At 55.2% G+C, this 14,080-nt stretch carries 10 protein-coding genes; 5 read left to right on the top strand and 5 right to left on the bottom strand.

The annotated features are described in order from the left end of the window. Window positions 1-10: 10 nt before the first annotated feature. Both D3871_RS21030 and D3871_RS31885 read right to left on the bottom strand, forming a co-directional pair. Window positions 11-553, bottom strand: a complete 543-nt coding sequence (locus D3871_RS21030; RefSeq protein ID WP_119771000.1) for a hypothetical protein — start codon at window positions 551-553, stop codon at window positions 11-13. A 339-nt stretch (window positions 554-892) separates the two neighbouring features. Further along, window positions 893-1,276, bottom strand: a complete 384-nt coding sequence (locus D3871_RS31885; RefSeq protein ID WP_233575750.1) for a hypothetical protein — start codon at window positions 1,274-1,276, stop codon at window positions 893-895. A gap of 81 nt (window positions 1,277-1,357) precedes the next feature. Between D3871_RS31885 and D3871_RS21020 the strand changes: the two genes are divergently transcribed. Next, window positions 1,358-1,894, top strand: coding sequence for a transposase (locus D3871_RS21020; protein WP_274381779.1), 537 nt, complete (start codon window positions 1,358-1,360; stop codon window positions 1,892-1,894). A 120-nt stretch (window positions 1,895-2,014) separates the two neighbouring features. On the opposite strand, the gene D3871_RS21015 is transcribed toward D3871_RS21020, so the two are convergent. Then, window positions 2,015-2,971, bottom strand: coding sequence for a hypothetical protein (locus D3871_RS21015; RefSeq protein ID WP_119770997.1), 957 nt, complete (start codon window positions 2,969-2,971; stop codon window positions 2,015-2,017). Window positions 2,972-3,074: 103 nt separating this feature from the next. Between D3871_RS21015 and D3871_RS21010 the strand changes: the two genes are divergently transcribed. From D3871_RS21010 to D3871_RS20995, 4 genes are all read left to right on the top strand, one after another. Further along, a complete protein-coding gene (locus D3871_RS21010; RefSeq protein ID WP_233575749.1) occupies window positions 3,075-3,923 on the top strand; it encodes a M15 family metallopeptidase in 849 nt (282 codons plus the stop codon). 311 nt (window positions 3,924-4,234) lie between these two features. Beyond that, on the top strand, window positions 4,235-8,020 hold the full coding sequence (tssM, locus tag D3871_RS21005; protein WP_119770995.1) for a type VI secretion system membrane subunit TssM: 3,786 nt from the start codon (window positions 4,235-4,237) through the stop codon (window positions 8,018-8,020). A gap of 12 nt (window positions 8,021-8,032) precedes the next feature. Beyond that, the gene (tagF, locus tag D3871_RS21000; protein ID WP_119770994.1) at window positions 8,033-9,028 is read left to right on the top strand and encodes a type VI secretion system-associated protein TagF; all 996 of its coding nucleotides are present in this window, start codon (window positions 8,033-8,035) and stop codon (window positions 9,026-9,028) included. A 36-nt stretch (window positions 9,029-9,064) separates the two neighbouring features. Continuing rightward, window positions 9,065-9,877 carry an OmpA family protein gene (locus tag D3871_RS20995; RefSeq protein WP_119770993.1) on the top strand — a complete coding sequence of 271 codons (813 nt, stop codon included), beginning with the start codon at window positions 9,065-9,067 and terminating at the stop codon, window positions 9,875-9,877. A 363-nt stretch (window positions 9,878-10,240) separates the two neighbouring features. Here D3871_RS20995 and tssA read toward each other — a convergent pair whose 3' ends face one another. Together tssA and tssH are read right to left on the bottom strand one after the other, a co-directional pair. Continuing rightward, window positions 10,241-11,311, bottom strand: a complete 1,071-nt coding sequence (gene tssA / locus D3871_RS20990) for a type VI secretion system protein TssA (RefSeq protein WP_158598002.1) — start codon at window positions 11,309-11,311, stop codon at window positions 10,241-10,243. 4 nt (window positions 11,312-11,315) lie between these two features. Then, a complete protein-coding gene (tssH, locus tag D3871_RS20985) occupies window positions 11,316-14,051 on the bottom strand; it encodes a type VI secretion system ATPase TssH (RefSeq protein ID WP_119770992.1) in 2,736 nt (911 codons plus the stop codon). Window positions 14,052-14,080 lie beyond the last annotated feature (29 nt).

Here is a 14,080-nt window from a genome sequence, read left to right as displayed (position 1 = left end):
ATGAGAGGCGTTACTTGATTGAGTTGATGAAAGCCCGGTCCGAGTAAAGCAGGCCGAGCAATTTTTGTACTGCGATAGGGTATTCCTGCGCTGCCCGAGGAATTGCGACCGCTCCGGCAAATGCGGACGGGAATTCATGGCGGACCGACTTGATCTGTTCGTACCGCAGCACACCGCCTGTCTTGACGATAAAGCGTGCTTCGATAGAGGCAGTGCCCATTCCCGCGGCGGGAATGTTGATGTCGTTTTTCAGTACGGCCCCGGAAATCTCGACACCGGAATTTGGTGACAACTTTTCGGCCAACGAGAGCTCCTGCTTGATCGCTTCAGCCACGTAGTTCCCGTATGAATTCTGATAGGGCGATGCAAGCGACGAGCCCCTGAGAGAAATCGGGTTGGCGTTATCTTTATCCGCGTTTGATTCAAACACACCTACTTTTGCCGCATACGCGCCCGCATCCCTCAAATTCTGTACGTTATCGAGCGACGCCGTATATTGAGGCGCCATCATGGAACAGCCCGCCGAAAAAATGGATACCGCAAATAGCAGCATGATGGTCTGTAACCGATGTATCAAGAGTCTCTCCTATGATGTCGATGCAATCTGAAAACCGAAGCGGTTCGGGGGGAAATACTGCAAGTCAATTGTGGCCCCAGAACCTACCATGAAGTTCTTTTCTTGACTTCCCATATATTAGGTAGACCTTACTCGGGAAGCATCGATCTCTATCCCAGCCAGCATTTGATCGAAAGCCGGATTCGACGACGTGAACGAGCCTTCGAGATACAAATCAGTGAGGCCATGCCGACGTACGGGCGGGCTTCCGCGAAAGTTCTGAAATTGCCGAAAAGCGTCAACAATAAAGCGACTATAAGGCGCATCTCTGCTTCATCACGGCAGGATCGAATAGGCTTCGTAGCCGCAGGAGATTCGGTCATGGCATGCGGGGCAAAATTTACGGAATCGCATGCTGAGCGCGCGTGGTTCCATCGCTGAGGTGGCGACCCGCTTTAGGGTAAGCAACTCGTACGTGGCAAGGGCACGCTCGCGGCGCCGCCGCCTCGGGAATGATACGCCGGATGTCCAGCACAACCATGTGCCGTTGAAACTGAATGGGCTGGAAGAAGTGCTGGCGCGTACGTACAAGCCATCGACGATCAAACGCTGGAACAATTGTGCCAATGGCTGCAAGCCGAGCATGGCGTTCAGGTGAGCATGGCTACCTTGTGGAAGACTCTGGCCCGGCTCGGGCTGAGCCTTTAAAAAACGCTTCATGCCACCGAACAGGAGCGCCCGGACGTAGCGCAGGCGCGTGGTGCATGGGCGGCTGAGCAGGGCCGTTTTGACGGGCGCCAGCTGGTATTTCGGGATGAGACCTGGGCCAGCACCAACATGCCCCCGACATGGGGACGCTCTCTAAAAGGAACTCGCTGCCTCGGACTCGCGCCTCATGGCCACTGGCATACGACGACCTATGTGTGCGCCCTGCGTACCTGCGGCCTGGCGGCGCCTTGCGTGTTCGATGGCCCGATCAATAGCAATGCCTTTTGCACGTGCGTACAACAGGTACTGGTCCTTGTGCTGCGACCGGGCGATATCGTGGTGATGGACAATCTCGGCTCGCACAAGGTTGCCGGCATAGCTGCTGCTATTGAGGCCGCGGGTGAACAAGTGCGTTATCTGCCGCCTTGCAGCCCCGATTACAATCCCATCGAACAAGTCACACTGCTCAGAAAAAGCGCTGCTCGACGATGGATGCCCTTTGGTCTGTCTTCGGCTATCTGCTCGATCAATTCAATGCCGCCAAATGTGAACGATACATTTGTCATTCTGGCTATGGCAAGTCAGGCTCAAAGCGCCCTAGATCCGACGCGTCCGCGGTTTCGGAATTAGACAAACGCGACGGATAAGAAGCACGGCATATTTTCGGATCTCGCAGCGTTTCGCCGATGGGCATGCAGGTTCATGCGGGTCCGGCGATGAATGCGGTTACACAGAGCGAAGCGGGGAAGCCTACCAGTCTCGCGCGACCACAGCACCGAGGGGACATGCGTCCTCCTTCCCCCATAGGCCGGAACACATGCGCAGGCGGCAAAGCTGGCCCTCGAAGAAACCGATCGCGTCGCATTTTTTCAGCAAGGAGTCGGTTGACTCGCCGGAAGTCCGCAATACGATATCGCGGTTGAATTCCACCGATGGACTTTTCACCATGGCATGTGTGGCTGCGCGCATCCGGCCTTGCGCCTCTCCTCTGTAACCCACGTCGCGGCCAGCCGCGTTCTCGCGTCCAACATGAGAGAGCAGCGCCGCGATCAAGTCGACATCCCTGTCCGCAGACTTTCCACTAGGGCGTGCCGCCGGCTGCCGTATCGACTTTGCCGGAACTGTGACCCTGGCGGTCTTGGCCTGTGCGGCAGGCTTGAGCGTCTTACTGGATTTAACGGATGCATCATGCTGACTGGGCTTGATGGATGGGTGCTGCTCATGCCCAGCCATGGCGGACCCGAGTGCGCTTTCGATAATTTTGGCCGTCCCGTCGTTTTCCGCTTCACTTGATATCGGATATTCGGTATCCGAGGGCGATATTGGTACCGACGCCTCGTTGGCCCCAGCGGCTGTTCTTTCCTGCGCATGATCCTGTGGCATCGCATCAGGAGGACCCTCTTGCTGTCTGACAGGCGAGTCTTTGGTAGTACCGGCGATCTGCTGGATAAACGCAAGTAAGCGATTTCTTTCGGTAGACGAAAAGCCGGGCTGCTTGCTCACGAACAGGAATAGCGTTATTCCAAGCAGCACCACTATGCACAGAATGGCGAGCCAACTTGCGAGACGTGTCCTTTTTGACGGTGCTTCAAGCGCATCAAGAATGCTGATGACCTCGGACGTATGGCTAAGCACGCTGGGATCGTATAGCGACGGCCGTCTGGAATGGTCCGCCGTCATGGAAGTGCTGCCGCCGAGAGTCGTCATGATTTTCCTTCTTGCAAAAGTACGGCTTTTCTCAAGTCCATGCAATTAACATACGAAATTAACAATATAATAATACTTATGTTGTCTTTATTGCATTTATTTTGTGAACTCTTTCTGGCTGTTTGTCTTATTGGCGCTAATTTATTTACCGATCGTCTGCATTGCCGGATGGTATGTCCTGCCGCTGGAACCACGGATGCGCGCACGTAGACGCGTACGGCAGGCGTCCGCTGCAACGATAGAAGAACTGAGCACCTTAGCTACGCCATGTAGCAGGATATTCGCCATCTTTATCCTTAATGCGCGAGCAAGTCTGAAGGCCGTTTCAGCAAAGAGAAAAAGCTTCGCCCTCATTGCACTACTCATTGTCCTACCCGTCCTTTTGATAAGCTTGGTATCGAGCGGACCTACACTCGACGGCTACGACGACTTGCCGGCAGCAGCTGATCCGGTCATCCTTTCCTTACTGAATGGAGAGCAGCTTGTACCACCACCGGCGCTGCCGCCGGAAGTCTTTATGACCCGTGAAGTTGCGGCAGAACGAATCGAACTGGCCTCGGCCAGTCGTGAATGGGCTCTACTGGACGCCGATTTCCGGCAACGTTTGCTTGCCGTCTATCGCATGATGGAGCGGCATGGCTATCAGATGGCCCTGGTCGAAGGATATCGAAGTCCGATGCGTCAGGAAGCGCTTGCAAGCATCGGCCAACACGTAACAAATGCCAGGGCATTCCAGAGCTATCACCAATTCGGCCTGGCGGCAGACAATGGTTTTTATCGGGACGGTCGCCTTGTGATTTCTGAAAAAGATAGCTGGGCGATGGCAGGCTACCGGTTGTACGGACAATACGCAGAGTCTGTCGGGCTGACATGGGGCGGTCGCTGGCAAATGCGTGATTTCGGCCATGTCGAACTGCGTCGCCAGATAAGCACGTCTGCGCAACGCAAATAAGTTATACCGAATAAGTTATATCGAATGCCGCCGGCCGCAACGAAGTTGCCGCCTCGCCGCATGACTTCCTGATTGTTCTTTACCCATCTCTACTATAACCATGGAAAAGTTGCCATATCGACACGCATTGTTATATTATTAACTACATTGCCTTTTTAATAATTTTTATACCTGCTTCGGTCGCGCTTACCCCAATCTTCATCCGCACCGCAGCCTGTCGACTCCACCACTATTTCGTTAAATTGGTGCGACCTGTATCGCATCGTAGGCAGCGCTCTGTTCCGCCTGCTGCCGCATATCCGACTGTTTTCATGACCAGAATTTTTAGATTTCTGAAAGACCCGCGCACCGTATCCGTATGCGGTCTACTGCTGCTTGTCGCCGCGACCTGGCTTGCCGGCGAAGTATTTGAGATACGTGAAATCTGGATTGCAGCAGCGAGCGCCGGCTGGATAGTGCTATGGCTCGTGTACCGGCTGGTGCGCTGGACCATGTCGCGCAACGCATCCATCGCGATGGATACGGTGTTCCATGAGCAGGCGGCCGAGGCGGTCCGGCATGCGCCTACTCACCAAAAGGGCGACGTCGAACTGCTGCGTCAACGCATGCTTGACGCGGTCCATACCATCAAGACATCCAAGCTCGGCCAGACTACGGGGCGCGCCGCACTGTATGAAATGCCGTGGTATATCGTGATCGGCAATCCGGCTGCCGGAAAAAGTACAGCCATCGTCAATTCAGGGTTGAACTTTCCGTTTTCCGAAAAAACCGGGCATGCGATACAAGGCATCGGCGGCACGCGCAATTGCGACTGGTTCTTTACCACGGAAGGTATTCTGCTCGATACCGCCGGACGCTATGCGATACAGGAAGAAGACCGCAGCGAATGGTTCGGGTTCCTAGGCCTACTCAAGAAGTACCGTCCCAAGGCCCCGATCAATGGCATCCTCATTGTCGCCAGTATCGCGGAGCTTGCTGCCAATCGTCCTGACGCAACCATTACGCTTGCCAAACAACTGCGGCAGAGGGTGCAGGAATTGACCGAACAGCTTGAACTGTTTGCCCCGGTGTACGTGGTATTTACAAAAGTGGATCTGGTCGCCGGCTTCGCCGATTTCTTTGAAGATTCAGACGAGGAAGAACGCAGCCGAGTCTGGGGCGCCACGCTTCCCTATGACACTGCCGGCTTGTCCAACGCGACAGTCTTGTTCGACCAGCACTTCGATCAGCTGGCCGAAGGCCTCGGCGAACTGGCGAAGGCGAAAATGGCCTTGCATCACGGGCAGCCGCCCAGTCCGGGGACGCTCACCTTCCCGCTGGAATTTCAAGGCGTTCGCCAGCACTTGAAAACCTTTGTCGCAACACTCTTCGAAGACAATCCCTTCCAGTTCAAACCGGTGTTCCGTGGCTTCTACTTCACCAGCGCTATTCAAGAAGGAGTAGGAACGCCTACCGCCAGCCAACGTTTAAGCCGGCAATTCGGTTTGTCAGTCGGGCGGCGACTCGCGGCGAATATCAGTTCCGGTGCCGGGTTCTTTTTAAAAAACCTGTTTTCCTCGGTGATTTTTGCTGACAGAAACCTGGTCCGCCAATACGCGAGTCGGCGCAAGATACTGCTACGTCAAGCGGCATCGTTTGGTGGCGCGCTCGCGCTAGGCCTGCTGATCGCTGCATGGGGCTGGTCGTTCACCGCGAACCGGCAATTTTTGTCCAACATCCAGGCCGATCTAGACAAGGCGGCAAAAATCCAGGAAACCAAAATCGACCTTGCGTCACGACTGGAAGCGCTGGAATTGCTGCAAGACCGACTGGAACAGTTGGAGCGCTATCGCAGCCGCCGACCGATCTCGCTGAGCTTCGGTCTCTATCAGGGCGAACGCTTCGAACACAAGCTGCGGTCAGAATATTTCAGGGGTTTGCAGCAGGTTATGCTTGCACCGGTCACCGCCGGCCTGGAATCCTTTCTGTCCGAAGTCGTCGCGGGCAGTATTGGGTCCAACACCGGTGCCATGCCCGCCGTTGCCAATCCCGCCGCAGGACACGCCGTCAGCGCAGCGTCCATCGAGGCTGGGAGCGGTAAAGGTTTCTCTCCGTACAAGGACGTATCGCCATCGAATCCGGAGGATGCCTATAACGCATTAAAGGCTTACCTGATGCTAGCCAATCGTGACCGGATCGAAAGCGCTCATCTCGGTGACCAGATCACGCGATTCTGGCGTAACTGGCTTGACGCGAACCGCGGCAATGTGTCACGCGATCAAATCATCCGCAGTGCAGAAAAACTGCTCAGCTTCTATTTGTCCCAGGCTGCCGCACCCGATTTTCCGCTAATCGACAACAAGCTTGCGCTGGTCGACCAAAGCCGCGATATGCTGCGCTCACTCGTCAAGGGAACGCCGGCGCGTATGCGCGTCTACGGCGAAATCAAGATGCGTGCGGCGACACGTTTTTCCGCCGTGACCATGGCAGCGATTGTCGGCGACGATCACAAAGATCTGCTGACGGGCAGCCACGCGATCTCTGGCGCATTCACCCGCGATGCCTGGGAACAGTATGTCAGGGAAGCCATCAGAGACGCGTCGACGAAGGAACTGCGCAGCGAGGACTGGGTATTGAAAACAGCCGCAAGGGATGATCTCTCACTGGAAGGAAGCCCAGAGCAAATCCAGCGCGAACTGACACGCATGTACAAGGCAGAATACGTCGTCGAATGGAATAAATTCATTCAAACGGTGGCGATCTCCGACTTCACTTCATTTGAACGTGCGGTACAACACATGAACCGCCTCGGCGACCCCGTGGTATCGCCATTGAACACCTTGCTGCAGACTCTGCACAAGCAGACTTCATGGGATAACCCTTCTATTGTCAATCAGGGCTTGCAGACCGCAAAGCACGGCATCGGAGTATGGTTTCGCACGACTATCCTGCGGCAGGCGCCGACCCAGATCAATATCAAGCCGGATCCTGCTGTGGCAAAAAACCCCGAGCCGCAATCCGGCGCAATCGGAAAGGAATTTGCCGCTATTGCCCGGCTTATGAGTGTGCGCAACGATAACGGCGACGCGTCCCTGATGAGTGGATATCTGGCGCAACTTTCCAGGCTCCGGACCCGTTTTAATCAAATCCGGAATTCCGGCGATGTCGGTCCGGCAAGCAAACAGTTCATGCAGGCAACACTGGAGGGCGGCGGATCCGAACTTGCGGACGCGTTGAAGTATGTCGACGAAAGCATGTTGACCGGCATGACAGACGCTGAACGCAGGATTATCCGGCCAATGCTGGTACGTCCGCTGATGCAGGCGTTCGCAGTTATCGTCGCTCCGACAGAACTCGAATTGAATCACACGTGGACTGCTCAGGTTTACGGTCCGTTCAATCGATCGCTAGGAACAAAGTATCCCTTTTCGCCCGATTCGCGCCTAGAAGCCACAGCCGGCGAAATTGCCCAGACCTTTGGCCCGGACGGTTCGATCGCGAAGTTTGTACAAGCCGCCATGGGGCCGTTGGTTGTGCGTCGAGGCGATACGATTACCGCCCGCACCTGGGCCAATATGGGCATTCGGTTCAATCCCGCCTTCACCGTTAACGTGGCACGATACATCGCCGGACCAGGCATCAATCCGGCAGGCGAAAGCACCGGCGCCGGCAGCGCGACCACATATTTCCAGCTTCAGCCGATACCCGCTCCGGCATACACCGAATTCACGGTAGAAATCGATGGTCAGGCGATGCGCTATCGCAATGGCCCGCAAGAATGGTTCAATTTCGCTTGGCCTTCGCCGCTGGGACAGCCAGGCGCTCGCATCACCGCAGTGACTGGAGATGGCCGGTCCGTGGATATTGCAAATTTCCCCGGTCAGTTCGGTTTGGAAAAATTGATTAACGCCGCAGAACGCCGCAAACTCGACAATGGCGCATTCGCAATGACTTGGGCTTCCGGCAGCCATGCCGTGAGCCTCAATTTCAAACTAATCAGCGATACCCGGACTACGCAGGCCGGCAACAACGCGCAGTCAGGCAACGGCCTGCATGGGCTGAAGCTTCCGGCCACGGTCGCTGGCGGCGATACCCAGCCCAATGCGTCGCCGCTGTAAAGGGAGCCGATCATGAAGATTTGTCATCGGTCCTATCTGCACAATATCAGTCGATTTTACTTTGGCAAAATCAAATCCCGTGGCGACTTCGTCAAGAGTACTGCGGGCAGCCAAGTCATCGCGTTGATTGACCGTTGGGTTGCGCAAGGAATGGAGGCATTGATCGAATCGCCGTGCTGGAAAATCAGTTATGACCAGGCTGGTCCTACCGACTTCCTTTTCATGGGAGCAGACAGAAAACATGCGATTCATGGGACTATCGTTCCGGGTTGCGATGCTTCCGCGCGTCGTTTTCCATTTGTCGCAGCAACCACTTTTGCGATCAATGAACCTCTTTCGCTGCTGAAATTTGGGCCGGTATACTTCTACCGGCATGCGACCCGGCGCAAAATGCAGGCAGCGTGTGCAGTGACTTCCGCCGATGCGCATGACGCACTTGCGTGCCTGACCGAGAACGATCCGGCTCTCAAGCTTGATGCGGATGAGGCTAAAGAAAGGTGTCGGAAATTTATTGCGGCGACCACCATCGGCGGACTCGCGGCACTGCTCGGCCTGCAAGACGCCGACGCAAGCGTACGACAAATGGTGCTGGCACTGCGTTACCTGTTGCGCCCCTTGCCTATTGCATCAGCACTAAGGCCACATAAAGCGATCGCTTTCCCGTTGCCCAAAGACCACGCCAACCTTCCCTTTGTCGAGTCTTTCTGGCTAAGCTTGATTTCGGTGTATGTATCCAATACAAAGCTGGAAATAAGCGTCTTCTCGACTGCATTTCAAGGCAAGCCGAAACTCATCGTCGGATTTAACGGTGTCACTTCTTTGTCATTTCGAGCCCTTTTCGAGGAACAGGCGGCCCGTGATTTTTTGATCGATCTTGGCAACTCGCACTGGGTGGAACAGGATGGTCATCACGACAGCGCCAGCATGAAACTAAGCAATTATTTGACACACGGTACGCTTTCGCTCCAACAACTGCTGATTACATTCGGCGAAGTCGCCCGAACCTAAGACCACTTCGGCGCGTCGCATCATCTCTTACTTCCTATGAACCATCCGATACATATCGTTTTCAGGCTGGCTGCCAGTTTGCTATTCACTACCGCAGCCGCGCCGGTTGCCGGGCAATCGAATTCCGGCGCATCCATGTTTGCCCCCGACCAGTCCATCACGAAAGTTGTGGTGTCTGGCGCAGTACCCGATGAAGCAAGCAAATCAGCGATCCTGACGAAATTGCATCAGGTGTATGGCACCACGAACGTCATCGACCAGATCGACGTTGGCGGAGTCGTTGCACCGCCGAACTGGTCCGCCAATGTGTCCGGTGTGCTTACACCGCAAATCCGCTCGATTCGCAAGGGACAGCTTGCTATCAATGGCACAAATATTGCGCTCGCCGGCGAAGTATCGGATGAACGAACACGTCAATCCATCGCCACAAATTTTGCAAGCATTCTGCCGAATACCTATATCGTAAAGGATGGCTTGCGCGTGTCTGTAGCGAGCCAGACCTTAATCGATAAGGTGCTTGCGAATCGCGTGATCGAGTTCGAACATGCAAGCGCCTTGCTTGCCAACTCAGGAAAGGAGATTCTTGACGAACTCGCGGAAGCGCTGAAAACCGTCGCGGCCAAACGGATAGATGTCATCGGACACACCGACAGCATCGGCTTGCCTGCCCGCAATCTCGCCCTATCGCGTGCACGGGCTGACTCGGTAAAAATCTACCTGGTCGCAAAAGGATTGCCGGCGGCATCCATCCATGTCAGTGGATTGGGAGCGGACCAACCGCTGATGTCAAACGCGACGGAGGAAGGACGACGACGGAATCGGCGCATCGAGTTTCGTATAGGTCAGTAGGCAGGATGGATTCAGCCTGAGCGGCTCGCCGACGCCATCCAGATCGAAACTGCTCCGAACCGGCGACCTCTGCCCTGTTCTCGTACCCTACAGCAAGACATTTTTTTAAACTCATATCGAAATGACGATGGCGAGGCACCCCGGCGAAGACAGTCCAGACGTACCGCAAGGACGCCTAAGCGGCCTCGCGCAACGCAGCAAGCGGCATTTTGATATGCGCTCTTTAAAGTGGGTTTGGGTCGCAATACTGCCTTGTTTCCGCATGAAGAGATGCGGAACATAAGGCATCCAGCGTGCAAGGAAGTCAGATATGCATGGCGTTTCAAAAACGTAGACGTTTGGTCGCCTTATCTTGTCGGTTTTCTATTGCCGTTTGTCGTCGGCCGACCATCCCAACATTTCTTCCAGCTGACCGAGCGTTCCCTGATCCTTGACGACGCTTTGTAACCAGACATGAAGCGGCATCTCGCCCCACTGCACAGCCTTGTCCGCCAGATAGGCGACCGGGCTATGAGGCTCGGTACGTCGAAAGAATGCAGCGACCTGCTTCAAAGTGCCCAATGCCTGAGCCCGTGTCTTCATCTCGCCTTCAATCGCAATCTCTGCAATCACCGAATAATCAACTGCAGGTGCGGACTTCGACGCTTCGACCGGATCGGCGCAAGCACGAAGACCGCGATCCTCGGCAATAACCAACAACTGATGATGGACCGCATTAACAGTTGATGAAAGCGGAGCGAACGAAGGGCAACCACCTCCAAATTCGGATTCAAGCTCCTCAGCCAGTTTTGCAAGCAACGCTTCCGCCCGCTCGGCATGTATAAGCGATTGCAGATAAAAATTCTTGTCAGTTTCTGCAATCAAGGCAGCGATCTTGTCGATCGTAAGCTTGGCGCCGATCGCTGCGTCACGTTCCGGGTCTTTTTGAAGTTGTGCCTGCAGGCTTCGAGCAGCTTCGAAATCAGGCAGGGTGAAATTTCCACTTGACGATTTCGATAAAGGTACGAATCGCACCACTTGCGACAGGCGTTGCACGAACCAGGCAAGCGTGCCCAGCCGCTGTTCATCGTCGCCGTCCTCGGTATGCGGATAAAGCCGATTGCCAAAAGTGCGGACCAAGCCGGAGAATACCTCGATTCCATGGACCAGCCCTGCCAGTCCATCGAGCTTGACAAGTGCTTCAGTCAGCCAGGCTGCCAGACGCAAATCCTTGCTGCGAGTAGCAAGCAGTTCGGCGCAAGACTTCTCAACTACATTCCAGTCCGCCTGCTTCAGGGCAGCCGTCCACTCGCCGTAGTCGGCGGTCTGATCATCCTCGCGTCGCGCTTCCTGAATACGATCGAACTCGGGAGAGAACGACAAGTCTTCACCACATGGATGTTCGTTACTGATGGGATGATAAATCGCATCCTTACGTGCTTCAATTTCACGCATGGCATTATCCTGCCTTGTAACTGAATTTGCCCGATTTCGACATGCTGACGCGAATCGACCTGGCGCTTTTACCTTCTGCAATTCGTGACAATACAATCTCGGCCAATTCCGGCAGCACGGTCCCATTCAATACATGGTCGATATTGCGGGCTCCCGAATCGGCTTCGACACAACGATCCAGAATGGCATTGACCGCGTCCTCGGCGTAGGTAAACGATATACGATGGTTGTGCGCAAGACGCTCTGCGATCTGATCGAGCTTCATGCGAATGATTTGAACGAGCACGGAATCCGGCAGCGGATAATAGGGAATGATCTTCGTGCGTCCCAGGAAAGCAGGCTTGAATACCTTATACAGCGATGGCTGCACCAACTGCTCAAGCATGGCCGGAGCGGGACGTTCATCATCATTCTTGTTAAGACAGGCTTGCATGATCGCCTGCGTCGCCACATTGGACGTCAGGATAATGACCGTGTTGCGGAAATCGACTTCACGTCCTTCGGCGTCATCCAGCACGCCTTTGTCGAAGACCTGGAAGAACAGCTCAAGAACATCGGGATGCGCTTTCTCGATTTCATCGAGCAACACGACGCAATACGGCTTGCGACGCACGGCTTCGGTCAGCACGCCGCCTTCCCCATACCCGACATAGCCGGGCGGCGATCCCTTGAGACCGGAAACGCTGTGGGCTTCCTGATACTCGGACATGTTGATGGTCAACAGGTTGCGCTGGCCGCCATACAAGGCTTCGGCAAGTGCGAACGCCGTTTCGGTTTTCCCGACACCCGACGGCCCGACAAAGAGAAACACACCCTTGGGTTTGTTGGGATCTTCAATATTGGCGCGCGCCGTGCGCATGCGTTGTGAGACCTGTTGCAAAGCATGTGATTGGCCGATCACCCGCTGTTCGAGCAAGGCTTGCAGCTTGAGTACTGCCTCTATCTCGTTGCGGAACATTCTCCCAAGGGGAATACCGGTCCATGACGAAATGACGCTGGCCACTGCCTGCCCATCGACACAGGCGGGAATCAAAGGATCATTCCCTTGCAGCAGCGCGAGTTCCTTTTGCGTTCTGAGAAATTCCTTGAGCGCGGCGTCATTCTCGTTTATGCCATCCCTTCGGGCGACGCGGCCACCGCATGGAGCGGCCTGTATTTCCGCAGTGACGGAGAGTACCCTCTCCTGCGGCTCAGCTTGTTCCAGCACGCTGCGCAATGCATTCGCCTTTTCCACCAGTTTTCGTTCGATCTCCCATCGGGTCTCCAGAGAGACGAGTTTGCCACGATTTGTTTCGTACTGCGCCTGCAGCTCGGCCAGGCGCGCTTCATGAGCGGCCCCGGTCGTCAGCTCCCGTTCCAGCCCGACGATTTCCTGCGTCAAGGCAAGACCAGTATTACGCGCGTCCTCAATGGCCGCCGGCGTGGCGGCTTGAGCCAAGGCGAGCTTGGCGCAAGCGGTATCAAGCACGCTGATCGCTTTGTCCGGCAACTGACGTTCCGAGATGTAGCGGGATGACAAGCGAACCGCGTCAGCGATGGCTTCGTCGAGCACCCGCACATTAAAATGCTTTTCCATTTTTACGGCCAATCCACGCAGCATCATGCAAGCGATTTGCTCGGAAGGCTCTTCCACCTTGACGACCTGGAAACGGCGGGCAAGCGCAGCATCTTTTTCAAAGTATTTCTTGTATTCGCTCCAGGTTGTCGCCGCAATGGTGCGCAGCTCCCCCCGTGCCAGCGCTGGCTTGAGCAAGTTCGCCGCATCGTTTTGACCAGCCTGACCGCCGGCACCGACTATCGTATGCGCTTCGTCAATGAACAAGATGATGGGATGCGGACTTTGCTTCACCTCCTGAATGACAGTCCGCAACCGGTTCTCGAATTCTCCCTTCACGCTGGCCCCCGCCTGCAACAGGCCTATATCGAGCATATGGAGTTCGACGCCTTTGAGCGGCTCCGGTACATCGCCATCGGCAAGCCGCTGTGCGAATCCTTCGACTACCGCTGTTTTTCCCACGCCGGCTTCCCCGGTAAGAATCGGATTGTTTTGCCGACGCCGCATCAGGATGTCGACAACGAGGCGGATCTGCGCATCGCGTCCGATCACCGGATCGATCTTCCCTTCCCGCGCGCGCCTCGTCAGGTTATCGGTAAACTGGTCCAGTGCGGGTGTAGAAGTAGCGACGATGGCATTCTCGCCATGCGACCTGGACGTAGCCGCGGGTCGCATGGTGTCGATTGCGGTCTGCGGCGCGGCTTGGATTGATTCCGGATAAGCAGCACAGATATCATCGAACTTGTGCTTCAGATCATCAATTCGATAATCTTGAAACAGCGGCGACATGCGTGGCGCAAGCTGAGCCAATGTGGGTTCGGTCAACAGGGCAATCAGCAAATGGCCGCTGCGAATGCTGCCGGCATTGCTTTCAAGCGAGGCAAGCAGCCAGGCATGTTCAAGCAAGAGCGGCAATTGCGCCGAAAACACTGGAGTACGCGTATTGCCGGTCTTTAAGCGCGCCACTTCACTCAGAAGACCGCGTTCAAGTAATTCCGGATCGACACCGTCATGCAAGGACAGCAAAAACAAATCGCTTTGACGATCGCCCAGCAAAGCCAGGAATAGATGTTCGAGCTCCACTTCATAGTGGCCGCGAGACACGCAAAGACTGATCGCCTGTTCAGCGGCCTTCTTGCAGTGGCCATTCAGTTTTCCAATAAGGACTTTCAAATTTGTGGGCATGGGATAAAAGCAGCAATAACTGATTGGAT

Source organism: Noviherbaspirillum saxi (assembly GCF_003591035.1).
GTDB lineage: Bacteria > Pseudomonadota > Gammaproteobacteria > Burkholderiales > Burkholderiaceae_D > Noviherbaspirillum > Noviherbaspirillum saxi.
This window is presented reverse-complemented; position numbering and strand designations above follow the sequence as displayed.

Coding starts and splice junctions, on each gene's coding strand:
- D3871_RS21030 (WP_119771000.1), bottom strand. CDS start 553: ATGCTGCTATTTGCGGTATCCATTTTTTCGGCGGGCTGTTCCATGATG.
- tssA (WP_158598002.1), bottom strand. CDS start 11,311: ATGCGTGAAATTGAAGCACGTAAGGATGCGATTTATCATCCCATCAGT.
- tagF (WP_119770994.1), top strand. CDS start 8,033: ATGAAGATTTGTCATCGGTCCTATCTGCACAATATCAGTCGATTTTAC.
- tssH (WP_119770992.1), bottom strand. CDS start 14,051: ATGCCCACAAATTTGAAAGTCCTTATTGGAAAACTGAATGGCCACTGC.
- D3871_RS31885 (WP_233575750.1), bottom strand. CDS start 1,276: ATGAAGCGTTTTTTAAAGGCTCAGCCCGAGCCGGGCCAGAGTCTTCCA.
- D3871_RS21015 (WP_119770997.1), bottom strand. CDS start 2,971: ATGACGACTCTCGGCGGCAGCACTTCCATGACGGCGGACCATTCCAGA.
- D3871_RS20995 (WP_119770993.1), top strand. CDS start 9,065: ATGAACCATCCGATACATATCGTTTTCAGGCTGGCTGCCAGTTTGCTA.
- tssM (WP_119770995.1), top strand. CDS start 4,235: ATGACCAGAATTTTTAGATTTCTGAAAGACCCGCGCACCGTATCCGTA.